At 70.0% G+C, this 19,383-nt stretch carries 18 protein-coding genes and 2 tRNA genes; 11 read left to right on the top strand and 9 right to left on the bottom strand.

All coding sequences use genetic code 11. From position 1 onward, the window contains the following. Window positions 1–99 precede the first annotated feature (99 nt). The 5 genes from OG202_RS17485 to OG202_RS46525 form a co-directional block, all read right to left on the bottom strand. On the bottom strand, window positions 100–855 hold the full coding sequence (locus OG202_RS17485) for an ABC transporter ATP-binding protein (protein WP_327729699.1): 756 nt from the start codon (window positions 853–855) through the stop codon (window positions 100–102). Beyond that, a complete protein-coding gene (locus OG202_RS17480) occupies window positions 831–1,748 on the bottom strand; it encodes an ABC transporter permease (protein ID WP_328223079.1) in 918 nt (305 codons plus the stop codon). The genes OG202_RS17485 and OG202_RS17480 overlap by 25 nt, the downstream gene beginning before the upstream one ends. Further along, window positions 1,745–2,809, bottom strand: coding sequence for an ABC transporter substrate-binding protein (locus tag OG202_RS17475; protein ID WP_327729701.1), 1,065 nt, complete (start codon window positions 2,807–2,809; stop codon window positions 1,745–1,747). The genes OG202_RS17480 and OG202_RS17475 overlap by 4 nt, the downstream gene beginning before the upstream one ends. Window positions 2,810–3,129: 320 nt before the next feature. Then, the gene (locus OG202_RS17470) at window positions 3,130–4,371 is read right to left on the bottom strand and encodes an ROK family protein (protein ID WP_327729702.1); all 1,242 of its coding nucleotides are present in this window, start codon (window positions 4,369–4,371) and stop codon (window positions 3,130–3,132) included. Between the two features lie 67 nt (window positions 4,372–4,438). Further along, entirely contained in the window at window positions 4,439–4,525 is an 87-nt protein-coding gene (locus tag OG202_RS46525; RefSeq protein WP_405896029.1) for a putative leader peptide, read from the bottom strand. 307 nt (window positions 4,526–4,832) lie between these two features. Here OG202_RS46525 and OG202_RS17465 point away from each other — a divergent pair, with 307 nt between their 5' ends. Both OG202_RS17465 and OG202_RS17455 read left to right on the top strand, forming a co-directional pair. After that, on the top strand, window positions 4,833–5,417 hold the full coding sequence (locus tag OG202_RS17465) for a biotin transporter BioY (RefSeq protein ID WP_328223077.1): 585 nt from the start codon (window positions 4,833–4,835) through the stop codon (window positions 5,415–5,417). Between the two features lie 1,093 nt (window positions 5,418–6,510). Then, complete coding sequence (locus OG202_RS17455; protein WP_328223076.1) at window positions 6,511–6,789, top strand: hypothetical protein; 279 nt, start codon at window positions 6,511–6,513, stop codon at window positions 6,787–6,789. An 88-nt stretch (window positions 6,790–6,877) separates the two neighbouring features. Here OG202_RS17455 and OG202_RS17450 read toward each other — a convergent pair whose 3' ends face one another. Further along, the gene (locus tag OG202_RS17450) at window positions 6,878–8,335 is read right to left on the bottom strand and encodes an amino acid permease (protein WP_327729705.1); all 1,458 of its coding nucleotides are present in this window, start codon (window positions 8,333–8,335) and stop codon (window positions 6,878–6,880) included. A 275-nt stretch (window positions 8,336–8,610) separates the two neighbouring features. On the opposite strand from OG202_RS17450, the gene OG202_RS17445 reads away from it, so the two are divergent. Next, window positions 8,611–9,096, top strand: a complete 486-nt coding sequence (locus OG202_RS17445; RefSeq protein ID WP_326582797.1) for a ribose-5-phosphate isomerase — start codon at window positions 8,611–8,613, stop codon at window positions 9,094–9,096. Window positions 9,097–9,293: 197 nt separating this feature from the next. Further along, window positions 9,294–10,166 (top strand): Fpg/Nei family DNA glycosylase, encoded by an 873-nt coding sequence (locus OG202_RS17440; protein ID WP_327729706.1) that lies wholly within the window; start codon window positions 9,294–9,296, stop codon window positions 10,164–10,166. A gap of 16 nt (window positions 10,167–10,182) precedes the next feature. Here OG202_RS17440 and OG202_RS17435 read toward each other — a convergent pair whose 3' ends face one another. Beyond that, complete coding sequence (locus OG202_RS17435; RefSeq protein ID WP_327729707.1) at window positions 10,183–11,430, bottom strand: GNAT family N-acetyltransferase; 1,248 nt, start codon at window positions 11,428–11,430, stop codon at window positions 10,183–10,185. A 224-nt stretch (window positions 11,431–11,654) separates the two neighbouring features. On the opposite strand from OG202_RS17435, the gene OG202_RS17430 reads away from it, so the two are divergent. After that, window positions 11,655–12,827 carry a PP2C family protein-serine/threonine phosphatase gene (locus OG202_RS17430; protein ID WP_326582800.1) on the top strand — a complete coding sequence of 391 codons (1,173 nt, stop codon included), beginning with the start codon at window positions 11,655–11,657 and terminating at the stop codon, window positions 12,825–12,827. 195 nt (window positions 12,828–13,022) lie between these two features. Beyond that, window positions 13,023–13,508 (top strand): HD domain-containing protein, encoded by a 486-nt coding sequence (locus tag OG202_RS17425; protein WP_327729708.1) that lies wholly within the window; start codon window positions 13,023–13,025, stop codon window positions 13,506–13,508. 18 nt (window positions 13,509–13,526) lie between these two features. Here the strand turns inward: OG202_RS17425 and OG202_RS17420 are convergent, their stop codons facing one another. Continuing rightward, window positions 13,527–14,729, bottom strand: coding sequence for an acyltransferase family protein (locus OG202_RS17420; protein ID WP_326582802.1), 1,203 nt, complete (start codon window positions 14,727–14,729; stop codon window positions 13,527–13,529). A 579-nt stretch (window positions 14,730–15,308) separates the two neighbouring features. Between OG202_RS17420 and OG202_RS17415 the strand changes: the two genes are divergently transcribed. Beyond that, window positions 15,309–15,503, top strand: coding sequence for a hypothetical protein (locus OG202_RS17415; RefSeq protein ID WP_033526477.1), 195 nt, complete (start codon window positions 15,309–15,311; stop codon window positions 15,501–15,503). A gap of 101 nt (window positions 15,504–15,604) precedes the next feature. Here the strand turns inward: OG202_RS17415 and OG202_RS17410 are convergent. Further along, a tRNA-Gly gene (locus OG202_RS17410) sits at window positions 15,605–15,678 on the bottom strand. A 178-nt stretch (window positions 15,679–15,856) separates the two neighbouring features. Between OG202_RS17410 and OG202_RS17405 the strand changes: the two genes are divergently transcribed. From OG202_RS17405 to OG202_RS17390, 4 genes are all read left to right on the top strand, one after another. Further along, window positions 15,857–15,933: transfer RNA gene (locus tag OG202_RS17405), tRNA-Pro, on the top strand. Between the two features lie 198 nt (window positions 15,934–16,131). Further along, window positions 16,132–17,523 carry a trigger factor gene (tig, locus tag OG202_RS17400; protein ID WP_326582803.1) on the top strand — a complete coding sequence of 464 codons (1,392 nt, stop codon included), beginning with the start codon at window positions 16,132–16,134 and terminating at the stop codon, window positions 17,521–17,523. A gap of 404 nt (window positions 17,524–17,927) precedes the next feature. Next, window positions 17,928–18,536, top strand: coding sequence for an ATP-dependent Clp protease proteolytic subunit (locus OG202_RS17395; RefSeq protein WP_189709844.1), 609 nt, complete (start codon window positions 17,928–17,930; stop codon window positions 18,534–18,536). Window positions 18,537–18,678: 142 nt separating this feature from the next. Then, window positions 18,679–19,359 (top strand): ATP-dependent Clp protease proteolytic subunit, encoded by a 681-nt coding sequence (locus OG202_RS17390; RefSeq protein WP_326582804.1) that lies wholly within the window; start codon window positions 18,679–18,681, stop codon window positions 19,357–19,359. Window positions 19,360–19,383: the final 24 nt, after the last annotated feature.

Here is a 19,383-nt window from a genome sequence, read left to right as displayed (position 1 = left end):
GTGGTCCTCGGGGGTCATGGGCGGTTCAGCGGAGGCCATGGGTCGGTCCTGCGGGAGTGCGTCGGCGGTTCACCGGAGGCCAGTGGCGGCCACTGGTGGTCACTGGTGGTCCGCCGTCACACCGAGCGCGGCGAGCAGCCGTTCGCGGTACTCGCCCAGCAGGGGGTCCCGGTACGAGCGCGGGTGCGGGCGGTCGATGGCCAGGTCGAGGCCGATGCGGCCCTGTTCGAGCACGAGAACCCGGTCGGCGAGCACGATCGCCTCGTCGACGTCGTGGGTGACGAGCAGGACGGAGGGCCGGTGGCGCTCCCACAGCTGCCTGAGCAGGGCGTGCATCCGGATCCGGGTGAGCGCGTCCAGGGCGCCGAACGGCTCGTCGGCGAGGAGCAGTTCGGGCTCGCGGACGAGGGAGCGGGCCAGCGCCGCGCGCTGCGCCTCGCCGCCGGACAGCTCGTTCGGCCAGGCGCGCTCACGGCCCTTCAGGCCCACCTCGGCGAGCGCCTCGCGGCCCTTGTCGGCGGCCGCTCTGCCCTCCGCGCCCAGCAGCACGTTGTCGAGGACCCTGCGCCAGGGCAGCAGCCGGGAGTCCTGGAAGACGACGGACACCCTGGCCGGCGCGGTGAGCCGGCCGCTGCCCACCACCTCGTGGTCGAGCCCGGCGACCGCCCGCAGCAGTGTGCTCTTGCCGGAGCCGCTGTGCCCGAGCAGGGCGACGAACTGCCCGGCGGGGATGTCCAGGTCGACACCGTCGAGGACCTTGCGCCCGTCGAACGACCGGGTGAGTTCCCGGAGTTGTACGGCGGGCCGGGCCGCTGTCGTCGTGGTGGCCGTCAGCTGCTCAGCGTGCGTCGCCATGACAGCACCCTCCGTTCGATGAGACGGACCGCGCTGTCGGAGACCAGGCCGAAGATCCCGTAGACGACCAGGCCGACGAGGATGACGTCGCTCTGGCCGTAGTTCTGGGCCTGGAACATCATGTAGCCGAGTCCGTTGGTGGCGTTGATCTGCTCCAGGACGACCAGGCCCAGCCAGGAGCCGGTCACTCCGAGGCGCAGGCCCACGAAGAAGCCGGGCAGCGCGCCGGGAATGACGATCTGCCGGACGAACTGGAACCTCGACAGGCCCTGCACCTCGGCGAGTTCGACGAAACGGCTGTCGATCCCGGCCAGTGCCGCATGGGTGTTGAGGTAGATCGGGATGTAGACGACGATGGCGATGATCGCGATCTTGAAGGTCTCGCCGATGCCCAGCCAGAGGATGAACAGCGGGATCAGGCCCAGCGTCGGGATCGCCCGGTTGAGCTGCACGGTCCCGTCGATCAGGGCCTCGCCGGTCCGGCTGAGCCCGGAGGCCAGGGCGAGCGCGACACCGGCGGTCAGACCGATCGCGAACCCTGATCCGGCCCGCTGCAACGACGTCACGATGTCCGTCGTCAGCGTCCCGTCGGTCCACAGATGGACACCGGTCTCCAGCACCGTCCAGGGCGCGGGGACCGCCGCCGGATCGAGCTGCCCGGCGGCGGAGGCGACCGCCCACAGGGCGAGGAACAGCAGCGGCCCGACGAGCCGGGAGGCGGGCAGCCGCTTACCGGGGGAGAGACGCCGGCGCCTGCGGACCTGAGAGGCCTCCTGTTCCTCGGCGGCGGCAGCAGCGGCGGAGGTTGGATCGGTGGCGGTGGCGGTGGCGGTGGCGGTGGCGGCGGACGCGGCGCCGGTGGTCGTCGAGGCGCCCGTGGTCACGGCGCTCACCTCCGGTACTCCGCGGTCACGGCCTTCGCCGCGATCCCCTCGAACCGCCGGTCGAAGAGCGTGCCGACGTCGAACTTCTTCACGAAGCCGCCCTCCGCCAGCAGATCGGCGGTCTCCTGCTCCCACTTGATCGCCTCGTCCCAACTCGGCGGGAAGAGCGGCTTGTTGGCGAGTTCGGTGATCGACTCCGCCTGGGCGGGAGTCAGATTCTGGGTCTTCACGTAGAACTCCTCGTTCCAGATGTCCGGGTTCTCGTACTGCCAGACCGCGCCCTTCGCCCAGTACGGGATGTACGCGGCCACGGCGGCCGCCTTCGCGGAGTCGCCCAGCACGGAGGCCGGCGCCCACAGCAGGTTGAGCAGGTCCACCACGTCGGTGGTGATCGTGCGGGCGCCCTTGGATCCGTACTGCTGCAGATAGGCGGGCGCCTGCTGGTTGCCGAGCGGCGCCACGTCCACCTGGCCCGACTGCAGGGCCGTCAGGAACTGGTTGCTGGTCAGCGGGACGAGCTTTGCGTCGTCGTACGCGACCCCCGCCTTCTTCAACGCCCGCAGGAGGACGACGCCCTGCGCCTGCCCCTGGGAGAAGGCGAGCTTCTTGCCCCGGAAATCCTTGACCGAGGTGATGTCGCTGCCGGGTTTGGTGGCGAAGAGATAGTTCGGCTTCCGGGTGACGTTGATGGCGACGATTTTCGCGTCGTATCCCTGGTAATGCGCCTGGATCGGCGGGATTCCCGCGTTGTTGGCCACGTCCAGTGAACCCGACCGGAACGCGTTGATGACATCGGGACCGGCACCGATGTTCGCCCAACTACTCACTCTGAAAGGCAGATCGTCGAGTTTCGCGAGCCTCAGCTGCAACTCCTGCTGATTCTGGAACGAGGAGATCTTCAGGCTCGTACCCGAGGGCACCTTGGTGGGCAGCGGCGCGTCCGCGGCCGTCCGGGCGGTCGCCGCGCTGCTGTCGGCGCAGCCGCTCAGTCCGGCCGCCGCGGCCGTGACGCCGAGGAGAGAGGTGAGGAAGAGCCGCCGGTCGAAGCCGGGCGCGGCGGAGGAAGGCATGGGAGGACCCCCTGAGGGAAACGTCGGGACAGTACGGAACGTGCGCCGAGGCGCACGGAATCGCGCACGGAGGAAATCCGCAGAAGCGGACGGAAACTGAGGCCGAGGCCGAGGCTGAGGCCGAGGCGGCGGAAGAGGGAGAAGCACAAGAAAGCTGCGGAAGGAGAACTCACGCAGGAAGAAGTGCCGCGTCGGCCGGAGTGCGAGAGGCACTCCGGAACGTCAACGTGTCAGCAACAGAGGGTGCGACAACTCGTGAGCAGCATGAATACGATGTTCCCGGTCTTCGGCATTGCCTGTCAACATTCGGAGTTTCTGAATTAACCGGCCTCGGCCGAGCCGTGGTCGAGTCGCGCCACGGCCCCCAGCGGATCCCGGTAGAGCACGTCCAGAGCCACCGCCCCGCCCGCCGTGGCCAGCACGGAGTCGGGGAAGCTCGTCGGTCCCACGGCCGCCGCCCGGTCCGGCCCCACGGCCGCGCGCAGCGCCGCGAGGCAGTCCGCCCGGCCGATGACCCCGATCTCGGTGACCACCACCGTCTCCGGGTTCAGCACGTCGAGCAGCAGCTCCGCCGCCCGCCCCACCATCCGCGCCCGTTCCACCAGCAGACGTACGGCCGTCGCGTCGCCGCCCGCCGCCGCGTCCAGCACCCGCATCGGGTTCACCCCGTCGATGACCCCGGCCGCCCGCGCCCGCCGGCACAGTGTCCGCTCGCTCAACTCGGCCTGGAGGCAGCCGATCCGACCGCATGCGCAGGGCTCCGTACCGCCGGGCAACGGCAGATGGGCGATCGCCCCGGCCTGGGAGCGGGGCCCGTGGTGCACCTCGTCGTTGGTCGCGAACGCCGCGTCGACCACGTTGCCGACGAACAGGTGCAGCACGCTCCGGCTGCCACGCGCCCGCCCGAACAACTGCTCGGCGCCCACCAACGCCCGTGCGTGCCCGTCCACATGGACCGGCAGCCCGGTCCGGGCACCGAGCATCTCCCGCACCGGCACCTCGCGCCAGCCCAGCAGCGGATGCTCGACGACGGTTCCGGTCTCCCGGTCCACCCAGCCGCCGGCCGCGAAGCCGATGGCCAGGGCGCGGCAGCCCGGCGCCGCGTCCAGCAGGGCCCGGAGTTCGTCGGCGGCCCGCGCCAGGACCCGGGCGGGGTCGGTGGAGCCGTGCTTCAACCGTCGCTCCACGACCACCCGTCCGCGCAGATCGAGCAGCGCGACGGTCGTGTACGGCACGGCCACATGCACCCCGCCCACCACGAACCGCGAGTCGTCCAGGTCGAGGGGCACGTGCGGGCGCCCCGCCGCCTTGGCCCGCCGGGGCGGTGCGGCCTCACGGATGAGACCGACCCCCGCGAACCGGGCGCAGTAGTCGGTCACCGAGGCCGGCGACAGTCCGGTCACCCGGGCGATGATGCTGCGTGCCACGGGACCGTGCTCCAGCACGGACCGCAGGACCACGCTCGCGCTGGTCCGCCGCCGGTCGCTGTCGGCGGCGCGCGGCACGGGAGAGAAAGGGGAGGCAGGGGTGACAAGGGTGGGTGCCGTCGCGGCACGGGGCATGGCGATCATCCTCGGGAACGGGTCCGACACTGCGCCGTCTCGGAAGGCGAGGCGTGCCGGAGCCGCCTCACCCGGAGCGGCGACAGATGGCCGTGCCCACGCGTCGCAGGTCGACGTGGCGACGCGACGAGAAGTACCGGGCCTGAGCAACCATGCGCTCGAAGCTAGCAAAACGGCCCACCGCTGCCCAGACGGCGACCGACGGGCGAGACGGCACCTGTCCACCCCACCGACCCGATTGGTGAAACCCTACAGATCCGATGTGACGCCCCTTCATGGTCCAAGCCACGTCACCTCAGTGACCGGCATCACGCCGTACCGGGTGTAACCAGCATCCTTTGTGAGAAGCCCACCAAGGCGTCGCTCCCCCCTTTGTCGAGCGCTGACGGTGTCCGGCGCGAGGGCCCTGGGATAGCGTCACCGTGTCCCCGCCGACTTCACCCGCCGGAGTGAGCCCGAACATGAGCACCGCCGCCGCCTCGTCAGCCCGCCCCGGCGAGGTCCTCGCCGACCTGCTGCCCGTCTCCAGCGTCCGCGCCCGCGACATCGCGCTCGTGGTCAGCGGCGCCGCGCTCACCGGGCTGGCCGCCCAGATCGCCGTACCCGTGCCGGGCTCCCCGGTCCCGGTCACCGGCCAGACCTTCGCCGCCCTGCTCGTCGGTACCACCCTCGGCGCGGGCCGCGGTGCCGCCTCGCTCGCCCTGTACGCGCTGGCCGGCCTGGCCGGGGTGCCGTGGTTCGCGAACGGTACCTCCGGCGTCGGTGTCTCCTTCGGCTACATCCTCGGCATGATCCTGGCCGTCGCCGCCGTGGGCGCGCTGGCCCGCCGCGGCGGCGACCGCTCCACGCTGCGCATGGCGGGCACGATGCTCGTCGGCGAGGCGATCATCTACGCCGTCGGCGTCCCCTACCTCGCCGTCACGGCCGGCATCCCCTTCTCCACCGCCGTCGCGGTCGGCCTCACCCCCTTCCTGCTGGGCGACGCCATCAAGGCCGCCCTGGCCATGGGGCTGATGCCGACGGCGTGGAAGCTGCTGAACAGGTGACGCCTCGACTCGGCCCCGCTGAGCGGGCGCCATTCAGCCCGTGACGCCGTAACACCCTCCGAAGAGGCTCGCCGGGTCGTACGCCGACCGCACCACGGCGAGCCTCTTCCGCGTTCCGACGCCGTGCGGCCCCTCACCCCGATCCCCGCCGCCGAACGCGCAGTCGACGGCCCGGGCCCTGATGGTGGACCTGCGCGACACACATCGCGGCCGCCTCCGGCCCGGTCCGCGCGAGCACCTCTCCTGCTCGGCCGGTCAGGAATCCTGCCGGGCCCGCCGGTGGTTCCACCACAGGCCCGCCGCACCGGCCGAGATGAGCGCGGCGCCGGCCATGCCGAGCGGCAGGACGCGGTCGGCCGGACCGGTCTGGGGCAGCTCGTCCGGCGTGTCGTCCTTCCCTCCGCCGCGCCCGCCGTCACCGTCACCGCCGCTCGCCCGACTACATGGCCCCCGAGCGCGTCTCGGGCCGCCCCCAGGGCCCGCCCTCCGACCTCGCCCCCGACGCCTCCTCCAACGCCTCCTCCGAAACCCCGCCCGCGAGCACCCCCGAACTCCCCTCGGAGGGCGCGCCGAAGCCCCTCCACGGCAGCGAACTGCTGACCCGGCCCAGGCCCCCATACCGCCCGGCGAATCACCGGGCCCACCCGTGCCGTCAAGGCGCGCGAAGCGCGCCGACGCCACGGGCCCCAAAACCCCTGCCACACCCGCCATTCCCACGGACCCCACCCCCACGGATCCCACCGACTCCATGGATCCCATGGATCCCACGGACCCCCGGCGGAACAAGCGCGTATCGCCCTCGTCGCGGCCGCCGCCGTTGCCGTGACGGCCGCCGTGGCCGCGGTCGTCGTATCGACGATGGACGGCTCACCCGACGGCAAGAACCACAGGGCGTTGTCCGCGACCACCTCGGCCTCCCCCTCCGGCCCGTCCCCCACCCCCACCGTCGCCGGCACCTCCCGCCCGCCCGACCTCCCTCCTGCGCGGCGACCTCCTGGAGCAGTGGCAGAAGAAGGAGAAGAGCACCAGCCAGGGGCCGGGATACGACCGGATCCGCCCGGAGGAGACCGAGTTCCGGGGTGAGCCCGCCGTCGTGTGGGAGTACACCGTCACGGCCCAGGAACTGCCCTGGCACGTCCGCTCCCTGGGCTTCGACACCGGCGGTAAGTCCTACCAGCTCACCACCTGGTGCCACCCCGACATCGAGGACCGCGCCCTCCCCGTCTACGAGAAGGTCGAGAAGACCTTCACACCGTTCCTAGCCGCCACCATGGCCGGACCACGCGACACGACACGGGCCCACCCACACTCACTCGCGCGCACCTGTACACCTTTGAATGCACTCCAACGGCAGCAGCTCACACCCCTGTGAGCCGCCTGGACGACGAAACGGGGCCCGGTGGCGTACGAACCGCCACCGGACCCCGGACGTTTCAGAGGCGGGCTCGACCGCCCCGCGCTCAGTGCACCTTGTCGGACACCTCGGCGCCGGTGGCCTTCCGGCCGCCGATCTTCTCCTTGACGAGCGCGATACCGACGACGACCGCCGCGACCAGCAGCGACAGCAGCAGGATCTCGCGGTTGCCGTGCTCGGTGTCGGTGAGCATGTAGCCGAGGACGAAGAGGATCAGCCCGATGGTGGCCCACGTCAGATACGGGTAGAGCCACATCTTCACGACCAGCTTCTCCGGCGTCTCCCGCTCGATGATCCGGCGCATGCGCAGCTGCGAGAAGCAGATGACGAGCCACACGAACAGGGCGACCGCGCCGGAGGAGTTGACCAGGAAGAGGAAGACACCCTCGGGAAAGAAGTAGTTGAAGATGACGGCGACGAAGCCGAAGACGACCGACGCGAGGATCGCGGTCATCGGCACACCCCGGCCGTTCGTACGGCCGAACGAGCGCGGCGCGTCCCCGCGCTCACCCAGCGAGAAGGCCATCCGTGACGCGGTGTACAGACCGGAGTTCAGACAGGACAGCACCGACGTCAGCACGATGAAGTTCATGATCTGACCGGCGTGCGCGATGCCGAGGGAGTCCAGGGCGGCGACGTAGGAGCCCTTCTCCTTGATCGAGGGGTCGTTCCACGGCAGCAGCGTCACCACCACGAAGATCGAGCCGAGGTAGAAGACACCGATCCGCCAGATGATGCTGTTGGTGGACTTGGTTACCGCCTTCTGCGGGTCCTCCGTCTCACCGGCGGCCAGCGTGGCGATCTCGCTGCCCATGAAGGAGAAGACGACCAGCAGCACGCCGATGAGGATCGCGCCCGCGCCGTTGGGCAGGAAACCGCCGTGATCGGTCAGGTTGGCCAGCCCGGCCTTGTCCGTGTCGGCCCCCGGCAGCAGCCCGAACACCGCGAGACCGCCCACCACGATGAACGCGGCGATCGCGACGACCTTGATCCCGGCGAACCAGAACTCGAACTCGCCGTAGGAGCCGACCGACACCAGGTTCGTGGCGGTCAGCACGACCATCACGATCAGTGCCCACCCCCACTGCGGCACCGCCGGCATCCAGCCCTCCAGGATCACCGCACCCGCGGTCGCCTCGACCGCGAGCACGACGACCCAGAAGAACCAGTACAGCCAGCCGATCGAGAACCCGGCCCAGCGCCCGAGCGCCCGGTCGGCATGGGCCGAGAACGACCCCGACGTCGGATTGGCGGCGGACATCTCACCGAGCATCCGCATCACCAGCACCACCATCGTGCCGACGAGCGCGTACGACAGGAGGATGCCGGGACCCGCGGTCCTGATACCGGAACTCGACCCGACGAACAGCCCGGCCCCGATCACACCGCCGATCGCGATCATCGACAGATGACGGTTCTTGAGGCCGGCGTGCAGACCGGGGGAGGGGGGAGAGGACGAGCCTGAGGGGTCCGCCTGGGACGGCAGAGTCGGCTGCGAGGTCATGGGGGAGTTTCCTTTGCGCCGTTGTGGGGACTTCCGTGCGTCTGCCCCGCGACCGCCGGATCGACTCTCGTAAGAGCGGGAAACGAGAGTGGACAGCTGGGGTCCGCGTGAGCCGCTGTAAAGATCGGTCCAGTGAATCGGAGGTGAAAGGATTCCTGAACCTTTGAATCCAGATCGTTACTTGAGGTTTACTTGAGGTTCTGTGGTTCAGCTCACGGTTTCATGAGCCCGCACCCCGTCGTGCCGCGGCGAAACACGCGTGTCACAATCGGGCCATGCGCGTCTACCTCGGCTCGGATCACGCCGGATACGAACTCAAGAACCACCTCGTCGAGTGGCTGAAGGCCGCCGGCCACGAGCCCGTCGACTGCGGGCCCCACATCTACGACGCCCAGGACGACTACCCGCCGTTCTGCCTCCGCGCGGCGGAGCGCACGGCCGCGGACCCCGGGTCCCTGGGCATCGTCATCGGCGGCTCCGGCAACGGCGAGCAGATCGCCGCGAACAAGGTGGCCGGCGTGCGCGCCGCCCTCGCGTGGAGCACCGAGACCGCCGCGCTGGGCCGCGAGCACAACAACGCGAACGTCGTCGCCGTCGGTGCCCGCATGCACTCCGAGGAAGACGCGACCAAGTTCGTCGAGACCTTCCTCAACACCCCGTTCTCCGGTGACGAGCGCCACATCCGCCGCATCGACATGCTGGCGACGTACGAGACGACCGGCGACCTGCCGCCCATCCCGGCGCACCACCCCCAGCCGTAGGGCGACCGCGGGCTGTACGTGATGGCCCGCGCAGTTCCCCGCGCCCCGAAAGACACGGCCCCGCGCCCCTGAAAAGCACGGGCGAAGCCCTGCTTTTCAGGGGCGCGGGGAACTGCGCGAGCAACCCCCACCCACCCGCACCCGAAAACGCGCCCCCAACACCCCCCACCCACCCCGCCGAACCGCCGGAGGCACCCGTGCCGGAGGGGCACACCATCCACCGCCTCGCCCAAGACTGCCTGTCCCACTTCGGCGGCGGCCGGAACGCCCACGTCACGAGCCCCCAGGGCAAGTTCGCCGACGCGGCGGCCCTCCTCACGGACTCCCCGCTCGGCACCGCCGAGGCCCACGGCAAGCACCTCTTCCTGCACTTCGGCGACACGGACGCCGAGGAAGCCGAGGAATGGGTCCACATCCACCTGGGCCTCTTCGGCAAGGTCACCTTCGGCCCGGCCCCCGCACCCCCGCCCACGGACACCGTCCGCCTGCGGCTGCGCAACGACACGTCGTACATGGACCTCCGGGGCCCCACGACCTGCGCCCTGATCACGGACGCCGAGAAGCAGGCCGTACACGCCCGCCTCGGCCCGGACCCGCTCCGCCCCGACGCCGAACCGGCGCGCGCGTACGCCCGCGTCTCCCGCAGCCGTACGACGATCGCCGCGCTCCTCATGGACCAGAAGGTGATCGCGGGCGTCGGCAACGTCTACCGCGCGGAGGTCCTCTTCCGGCACGGCATCGACCCGTACCGCGCGGGCAAGGACATCACCCCGGCGGAGTGGGACGCGATCTGGACCGACCTCGTCGCCCTCATGCGCGAGGGCGTACGCCACAACCGCATCGACACCGTCCGCCCGGAGCACACCCCGGAGGCCATGGGCCGCCCGCCCCGCGTCGACGACCACGGCGGCGAGGTGTACGTGTACCGCAGGGCGCACCTGCCCTGCCACCTCTGTGGCGGCGAGATCCGCACCGCCGATCTCGCCGCCCGCAACCTCTTCTGGTGCCCGGCCTGCCAACAGAGCCGAACCCCGCGACCACGGCCGTCGGCACCGGAACCCCGGAGCTGAACTCCGGCTCCGCGCCCTAGAACCCGTGCGGCAGCCAGGGCGCCGACCCCGACACGAGGAACCCCGTGGACGCCTCCGCCAGCGCCCCCTGCCGCAGCTCCCGCACCCGCCCGGCCGCGGCCAGCGAGGACAGGCTCACCCCGCCCAGATAGGCCGACCCCAACTCCCTTACGGAGAGGGAGAGATCGGCGGCGTCGGCGGTCCGTTCGCAGGTCGCGCCCTTGGGATCGCCGATGAGCCGCCAACGCCCCTCGTTCCAGGGGCAGAAGGGGTCATCGACCTCGAACACCACGTCCAGCGGCGCCTGATAGGTCCGCTCCCGCAGCGCCGCGCCGACGTCCACGAGCCGTAGGTACAGGTCGTCCTTGACCCCCAGCGCGCACCGGCGGATGTCCGACACCAGGTGCAGCGCCGGCTCGTCGACGGGCAGCCGGTGGGCCACGATGGACCCCGTCAGGTCGATGTCGAAGAGAAACCGCCACAACGCGGCGTGCGCGGCGGGATCCACCGCCTCCAGCGCGCTCAGCCGGACGACGCCCTCCGCCCCGCCCGGCCCCCAGTCGGACTTGATCCGGAACCGCGTGTACCCGACCACCTCGGAGCCGCCCCCGTCGCCGGCCCGCTCGGCCACCACGCACTGCAGGGGCGACGCCCCGTCCCGGTGGCGGTCCGTGTCGAGCAGGCCCAGACGCTCCCAGCCCGGCCGCCGCGCCAGCATCCCCGGCCGCTCCGGCACCCGGCGGGCATACACCGCCTCGCACGCGTCGAGCACCTCGGCGGGGTCCGCGTACCGCAGCCGTACGTCATCCGCGCCGGGCGGTACGGACAGCCGTACGCGGGTGGTGTCGATGTCGGCGCTCAGCCGGTGCGTGGCGAGGCCGTACCCGAACCGGCCGTAGATCACCGGCTCGGACGCGGTGAGCACCGCCAGCGACTCGCCCCAGGAGCGGATGTCGTCCAACTGCCGTCGCATCATGGACGTCAGTACCCCGCGCCGCCGGTGCGTGGCCGCGACACCGACCATGGTGACGCCCGCCGCCGGGACGACGGCGCCCCCGGGCACCGTGAGCCGGAAGTCGAACGCTCCGGCCGAACCCACGCATTGGTCGCCGTCCCACGCGCCGATCGAGCGGTCGACCTCCGTGAGCTCCTGCCACAACTCGCGCTCCTCCGCCGGTTCGGGGGCGCCACCGAAGGCGCGGAGGAGGGTGTCGTACCAGACGTTCCAGTCTTCCTTGCGCAGCGCCCGCAGCTCAGTCGTCATACGCCATGCCTAGCAGGGCAATCCGGTGCGAGCGAGCGAATTTGCCCCGCGCGTCGCCGTTCGACGTGGGATCCTTCCCGGGTGCCGCACGGAGGGCGCACGGGGGCCGAAGACGCGTTCCGGTGTGAGATCTGTGTGAGATTCGTCGTGAACCGGCCCTCGGAAGGGGGACAAGTAGGACCTCCTGTGCACAGGGGCTGGTCCGATGGATAAGGTCCCGAACAATGGCAGCAGGACGAGAGCGGCGCTCGGCGGCCGATACGCTCACGGCCCGGATGAAGAAGCTGGTTCACCGGGCCCGCACCGGCGTGCGCAAATCCGCCGTCGACTACTTCCGCGGGGACGGCTCCGACTGGATCGCCCTCGCCGGTCTGCTGCTGATGATCCCGCTGATCGCCTGCTTCACGATGATCGACGAGGTGTGGTTCTCACCCGCCGCCCTCGTTCTCCCCATCGTCGCGGGCGGCCTGCTGCTCCGTCCCGCCAGTCTCCTCGGCCTGTACGCGGCCGCCGCGACCGCGCTGATCGTGGAGTCCGTGAGGCTCGGGCCCTACACCGAGGGCCCGGCCCGGGTGACGCCCGGCATAGTGCTGGTCGTCGCCGCCTGCGGTTTCTTCGGTCTCCTCATCGCCCAGTTCCGCAGCCGCGTCGGCGTGCCCTGGCGGCGCGGCGGCACCATGCTCTTCGACCTGCGTGAACGCATCCGGGTGCAGAGCAAGTTGCCGCAACTGCCCGCCGGTTGGCACCGCGAGATGGCGCTGCGTCCGGCGGGCGGCCAGTCCTTCTCCGGCGACTTCGTCGTGGCCGCCCGTACGAACGGCGGCCGCACCCTCGAAGTCGTCCTCACCGACGTCTCGGGCAAGGGCATGGACGCGGGCTCCCGAGCCCTGCTCCTGTCCGGCGCCTTCGGCGGGCTGCTGGGGTCCCTCCCCCCGCACGCGTTCCTTCCGGCGGCCAACGGCTATCTCCTCCGCCAGGACTGGGACGAGGGCTTCGCGACCTCCATCCACCTCGTCCTCGACCTCGACTCCGGCGACTACGAACTCTTCTCCGCCGGCCACCCGCCGGGCCTCCAGCTCAGCGCCGGCACCGGCCGCTGGGAGGAGAAGGCCGCCGAGGGTCCCCTCCTGGGCGTCTACGACGGTGCCCAGTTCGACCCGGTCAAGGGCTCCCTGCGTCCCGGCGACGTCCTGATGCTGTTCACCGACGGCCTCGTCGAAACCTCCGAGCGGGACATCGTCGAGGGCATCGACCGGCTCACCGGCGAGGCCGACCGCTATGTCGCCGGCGGCTTCCACGGCGCCGCCTGGCACCTCATCGAGGCCGTGGCCAAGGACGTCAACGACGACCGAGCCCTGCTGCTGATCTGCCGAGAGGGCCCGACGGCCACCAAGTAGCGCGGGGGCGCGCCCCGTCTTTCAGGGGCGCGGGGAACCGCGCGATCAACCACGACGAACCCGCACCCGCCGACGAGCCCCATCCCCCGAGCTCTCAGCGGGGTTCCAGGGGCGCAGCCCCTGAGGACGGGACGGGTGGCGGCGGGGGCGACGATCCGGTCCAGCAAGCCACCACACGACAGGAGTCCCGCCCCGATGTCCCCAACCCGCCTCTCCCTCTCCGACGTAGAGGCCCTCGCCCGTACCGCCCACGCCACCCAGACCGACAAGGCCGGCCACCCCTACACCGAGCACCTCCAGGCGGTGGCCCACGGCGTAGCCACCCGCGGCGGCGACGAGGAGCAAATCGCCGCCGCCTGGCTGCACGACGCCGTGGAGGACGACGCCCTCACCGAGGAGTGGCTCGCCGAGGCCCCGCTGACCGCCCGTACGAAGGCCATCGTGCTGGCCCTCACCAAGCGGCCCGGCGAACCCCCGGAGGCGTACGCCGCCCGCATCCTCGCCACTCCGGGAGCCCTCCTGGTCAAGCGGTCGGACCTCGCGCACAACGCGAACCCCGCCCGCCTCGCCGTTCTGGACGAACACACACGCATCCGGCTGACCCGGAAGTACGCCCACATGCGAAACCTCCTCGGCCTGCCGGACGAACCGGGGGCCGAGGAGGTGACGGACAACCGCTGAGGGACGAGGGACTCGGGCCTACGCCTTGGCCCCGACCTTCCCACGCTCACGGGCCAGCTCGGTGGCGTCCCGCTTGAAGGCCCACTCCATCCTGGGCTCCATGGCGAACCGGAACATCCGCTGCACCGGCGGGGTGCACAGCGCGGTGATGACGGCCGCCGCGAAGACGGTGACGACCAGCTCACCGAGCGGCTGGTACACCCACGTGTGGGTGTCGTACCAGTCCCAGAAGCGCGAGCCCTTCGCGAGGAACCCGTGCAGCAGGTAGCCGTACAGGGTGCCCGCGCCCAGGACGGTGAACCACATCTTCCGCCGGGGCACCCAGGCGAAGAAGCAGGTGGTGAGCACCAGGGAGCAGCCGAAGAGCGCGAAGGTCATGACGACCCCGGCCCACCACGGCGCACCCAGCTCCTGCGCGCTGTCGCGGTGGTAGAACCAGGCCGAATTCATGTGCGGACCCACCCAGTACGCCAGCGCCAGCGCGCCCGCCGCCACCGGCACGGACAGGATCCGCACCTCACGGCGCCGCATGAACTGGAAGTGCGCGGGCTTCATGAAGAGACCGACGACGAAGAACGGCAGGAACTGCAACACGCGTTGCAGGTCCAGGTCGTCACCGATGTCGGGCGAGACCGAGGCGAGCGCCGCGATGCCGAGCGCCAGCGGGATCGGCCAGCGCACCACCTTCCACAGCGGCGTCGTCAGGCGCCACACGAACAGCGCGATCAGGAACCAGGTGAGGTACCAGGGGTCGAGCAGGCTGATCGGGTGCGAGGGATCGTCGTTGCCGTACCGCTTGAAGACGGAGTACGCGATCTCGAAGAGGACGTACGGCACCGCGATGCCGGTGATCAGCCGCCGGAGCCGGTCGGCGCGCATGTCGAAACTGCGGGAGAAGTAGCCGGAGATGATGATGAACGCCGGCATGTGGAACGTGTACACGAACATGTACAGCGCCTCGGCGGCACGGCTGTGGTCGGTCAGCGGCTCCCACGCGTGCCCCATCGCGACGAGCACGATGGCGAGGTACTTGGCGTTGTCGAAGAACGCGTCACGTTGTTTGGCCGGTCTGGCTTCCGGGGAGGCGCCACTCGGCGCCGGGTGGGGGGACGAGGACTTCAGCGAGCGCGGACTCGGCACTCCGTCGGCCGGCGACTGTGGTGACTGAGCCGGCGGGAGCGGCGCCCCGGGCCGGCCGTGCGGTCGCAGCGAGTTCGTCACAGACCCTCCTGCCGGGGACTCCGGGGGGCGGTCCGAGCACTCGCTGCGCAAGGGGGGGACGAGGCAGCGGTGAACATCTGAGGCACCCTAGCGTTGTCTGTGCGATTTCGTAAAACCACTGACGTGAATCCTGTATTGAGGAGTAGGTGTCACCTACGGGTACCCAGGATTCGGTGAAGTCTTCATCGGCCAGAGCATCACCGTGCGTACACCGCACTGCACATGACATGCGTCGGTCTGTCCGCATTCATCCCGACTAAATGGTGCATAACATGCGCAGGCGACTCTGGTGAAATGTCCGGTTAATTACCAGCCTGGCCAGGGGCATTGATGTGTCTGTGGCAACAATTCGAATTAACTGCGGACGGGTTGTGTGTGCACGGAAACGATCATCGCGAATTCACTCCCGGCGCCCTCCCGTTGACCGGGGGCGGGGGTGGCACGCGTGTGGTGCCGTGGCCGACGTTGCCTCACCTGCTGCATATGACGGCCCGGTTGGTGGCACGATGGTTCTGGCGGGGTGCGCGCGGGGTTGGCGCCCCGGGCCGGTAGTGCGGACCGACCGAGGGTGTGATCTGTGTGGCCATTTCGCTGTCAGTGGTGCTCTTGCTGGGGATCATCCTGGTGGTTCTGATGCGAGGAGGGACGATCAAGGCCGGACCGGCCGTCGTCGCCATCCTCTTCGGCTTCTTCCTCGCCTCGACGGGCATGGCCGACGACATCCAACGCTTCCTGAACTCGATAGCGGACACGATCAACTCGATCCAGTTCTAGTGACCGTCCGGACGCGTAGCGTGAGGCGGCAGACCGTCGAGGCACCAAAAAAGCCTCCGGCCCGGTTTCGGGGAATCCCTCGAAACCGGGCCGGAGGCCGTTGGAGCGGGCGACGGGAATCGAACCCGCGTAGCTAGTTTGGAAGACTAGGGCTCTACCATTGAGCTACGCCCGCACAGCTCGCGCCGCAGGTCGGGCGACCGCGGCACAGAAGGCATCGTAGCGGGTCGGACCGCCCCGCCGCACACCCCCTTCCGGTCGCGTCCCCGCACCCGCCGTCGCGCGCGCCCGCGTACTCGGTGAATACGGCAACCGTGTGGCCTGCGGCCATGTAGCCTACGTGTCGCACCAGACGGGGTGTGGCGCAGCTTGGTAGCGCGTCCGCTTTGGGAGCGGAAGGCCGTGGGTTCAAATCCCGCCACCCCGACCACCGCGCCGGTACGGCACACGCGCCACCGGCGAGATCACCTTTTGGGGCGTGTACCGCCTGCGGTTACTATGCAAGCTGCGCGCCCGTGTGTCTGCATTCGCATGTCTCTCATAGGGCCGCGAATCCGTTGAAGCCCCGCCGCACCCGCGGGGGACGTCAGCAGAACCCCAAGAAGTCAGCCCCCAAGGAGACCGAACCGTGAAGAGCGCCGTGGAGACCCTGAACCCGACCCGGGTTCGGCTCAGCATCGAGGTGCCCTTCGAGGAGCTCAAGGACAGCCTCGACGCGGCGTACAAGAAGATCAACCAGCAGGTCACGGTGAAGGGCTTCCGCAAGGGCAAGATCCCGGCCCGCGTCATCGACCAGCGGTTCGGCCGCGGTGCGGTCCTGGAGGAGGCGGTCAACGACGCGCTTCCGAAGTTCTACACCGATGCGGTCAACGAGGCCGAGCTCAACGTCCTGGGCCAGCCCGAGGTCGACATCACGGAGCTGAAGGACGGCGAGACGCTGAACTTCACCGCCGAGGTCGACGTCCGCCCGGCCATCGAGATCCCGGACTACTCCGGCATCGAGGTCGAGGTCGACGCCGTCGAGGTCACCGAAGAGGACATCGAGAAGGCGGTCGAGCAGCTCCGCGAGCGCTTCGCCTCCACCTCCCCGGTGGAGCGCGCCGCCGAGGACGGCGACGTCGTGACGCTCGACCTGGAGGCCAAGGTCGACGGCGAGGTCCTGGAGGACGGCGTCGCCGAGGGCGTCTCCTACACCATCGGCTCCGGCGAGCTGCTGGACGGCATCGACGACGCCGTGAAGGGCCTGGAGGCCGGTGGCGAGGCCACCTTCACCTCCGAGCTCAAGGGCGGCTCGGCGGCCGGCAAGGAGGCCGAGGTCACCGTCAAGGTCTCCCAGGTCGCCGCCCGTGAACTCCCGGCCCTGGACGACGAGTTCGCCCAGCTCGCCTCGGAGTTCGACAACATCGAGGAGCTGCGGGCGGACAGCCGCAAGCGCCTGGAGAACATGAAGCAGTACGACCAGGCCACGCAGGCCCAGGAGCGCGTCCTGGAGAAGCTGCTGGAGCTCGTCGAGGTGCCCGTCCCCGAGAAGCTGCTCGAGGACGAGATCAACACCCGCAAGCACAACCTGGAGCACCACCAGCTCGGCCAGATGGGCCTCGACCTCGAGAAGTACCTCGAGATCCAGGGCAAGACGGTCGAGGAGTTCGACGCCGAGACCAAGGAAGCGGCCGTCAAGGGCATCAAGACCCAGTTCGTCCTCGACGAGCTGGTCTCCAAGGAGAAGCTGAACGTCAACCAGGAGGAGCTCACCGAGCACCTCATGCGCCGTGCGGCCTCCTCCGGCATGTCCCCGGACCAGTTCGCCCAGGCCGTCGTCCAGAACAACCAGGTCCAGCTCCTCGTCGGCGAGGTCGCCCGCGGCAAGGCCCTGGCCCTGGTCGTCGAGTCCTCCACGGTGAAGGACACCAACGGCGAGATCGTCGACCTGGACGACGACGAGGAAGAGGTCGCCGAGGGCTCCGCCGAGGAGACCCCGGCCGAGGCCGCCGAGGCCGAGGAGAAGGCCCCCGAGGCCTGATCGCTCCGCTCGTGACACCGTGATGGGCCCCCGGGACACTCTGTGCCCCGGGGGCCCTGGCGTCTTTCAGGGCCGCGGGGAACCGCGCGACCAGCCCCCACGGGCCGCACCCGCCGACGCACCTGGCGTGGCAGACGCGTCCGCGGCTCGTCCGTGGCCGGTCGCGCGGTTCCCCGCGCCCCTGGGGCGGTCAGGTGGCGACAAGGCACCCCTGCTCAGCCCGGCGGAGCACATGCGCTGACAGCGAACAGTTCCCTTTGCGGGATTCACCGGCGGAGCCTCCGCGTTAGGGTCCATGAATACGAGGGCTGGGCTGGAGGCGAAACGGCTCGGCCCCCCGCAGGGAAACGTGAAGACGGCCCGGCGCCGTCGTAAGACGAGCAGGTGGATACGTGACGAATCTGATGCCCTACGCCGCCGGCGAGCCTTCCATCGGCGGTGGCCTCGGCGACCAGGTCTACAACCGGCTGCTTGGCGAGCGGATCATCTTCCTCGGCCAGCCGGTCGACGACGACATTGCCAACAAGATCACCGCACAGCTGCTGCTCCTTGCCGCGGACCCGGACAAGGACATCTACCTCTACATCAACAGCCCCGGCGGCTCGATCACGGCCGGCATGGCGATCTACGACACGATGCAGTTCATCAAGAACGACGTGGTGACCATCGCCATGGGCCTCGCGGCCTCGATGGGCCAGTTCCTGCTCAGCGCGGGCACCCCCGGCAAGCGCTTCGCGCTGCCGAACGCCGAGATCCTGATCCACCAGCCGTCCGCCGGTCTGGCCGGCTCGGCCTCGGACATCAAGATCCACGCCGAGCGGCTGCTGCACACCAAGAAGCGCATGGCGGAGCTCACCTCCCAGCACACGGGTCAGACCGTCGAGCAGGTGACCCGCGACTCGGACCGCGACCGCTGGTTCGACGCCTTCGAGGCCAAGGAGTACGGCCTCATCGACGACGTCATCCCCACGGCCGCCGGCATGCCGGGCGGCGGCGGTACCGGGGCGGCCTGAGAGCCGAAGACGGCAGCAGGGCCACAGGCGCTCCCCGGAGCCCCTGGAGCCCACCGGGGGAGTCCCTGAGCCTCCCCGGGGCCGTCAGCGTCCTTCCCAGTCCCTCCAGCCCACCGCCCCAGCCCTCTTTCCAGGAGACACCGTGAACGACTTCCCCGGCAGCGGCATCTACGCCCGCACCGAGGCCGAGTACACCGGCCCCCGCGCCGAGTCCCGCTATGTCATCCCCCGCTTCGTCGAGCGCACCTCGCAGGGCATCCGTGAGTACGACCCGTACGCCAAGCTGTTCGAGGAGCGGGTGATCTTCCTCGGCGTGCAGATCGACGACGCCTCCGCCAACGACGTCATGGCGCAGCTGCTGTGCCTGGAGTCGATGGACCCCGACCGGGACATCTCGGTCTATATCAACAGCCCCGGTGGCTCCTTCACGGCGCTCACGGCGATCTACGACACGATGCAGTTCGTGAAGCCGGACATCCAGACGGTCTGCATGGGCCAGGCGGCCTCCGCCGCCGCGATCCTGCTGGCCGCCGGTACGCCGGGCAAGCGTATGGCGCTGCCGAACGCCCGCGTCCTGATCCACCAGCCGTACAGCGAGACGGGCCGCGGTCAGGTCTCCGACCTGGAGATCGCCGCCAACGAGATCCTCCGGATGCGTGGGCAGCTGGAGGACATGCTGGCCAAGCACTCCACCACGCCGATCGAGAAGATCCGCGAGGACATCGAGCGCGACAAGATCCTCACCGCCGAGGACGCCCTGGCCTACGGCCTGATCGACCAGATCATCTCGACGCGGAAGATGAACAACGCGGACGTCCGCTGACGGCGGAAAGGCTGTAGTGTCTGC

Source organism: Streptomyces sp. NBC_00310 (genome assembly GCF_036208085.1).
Taxonomy (GTDB): Bacteria; Actinomycetota; Actinomycetes; order Streptomycetales; family Streptomycetaceae; genus Streptomyces.
The sequence above is the reverse complement of the archived record's forward strand: the minus strand, read 5'-3'. Positions and strand labels throughout refer to the sequence as shown.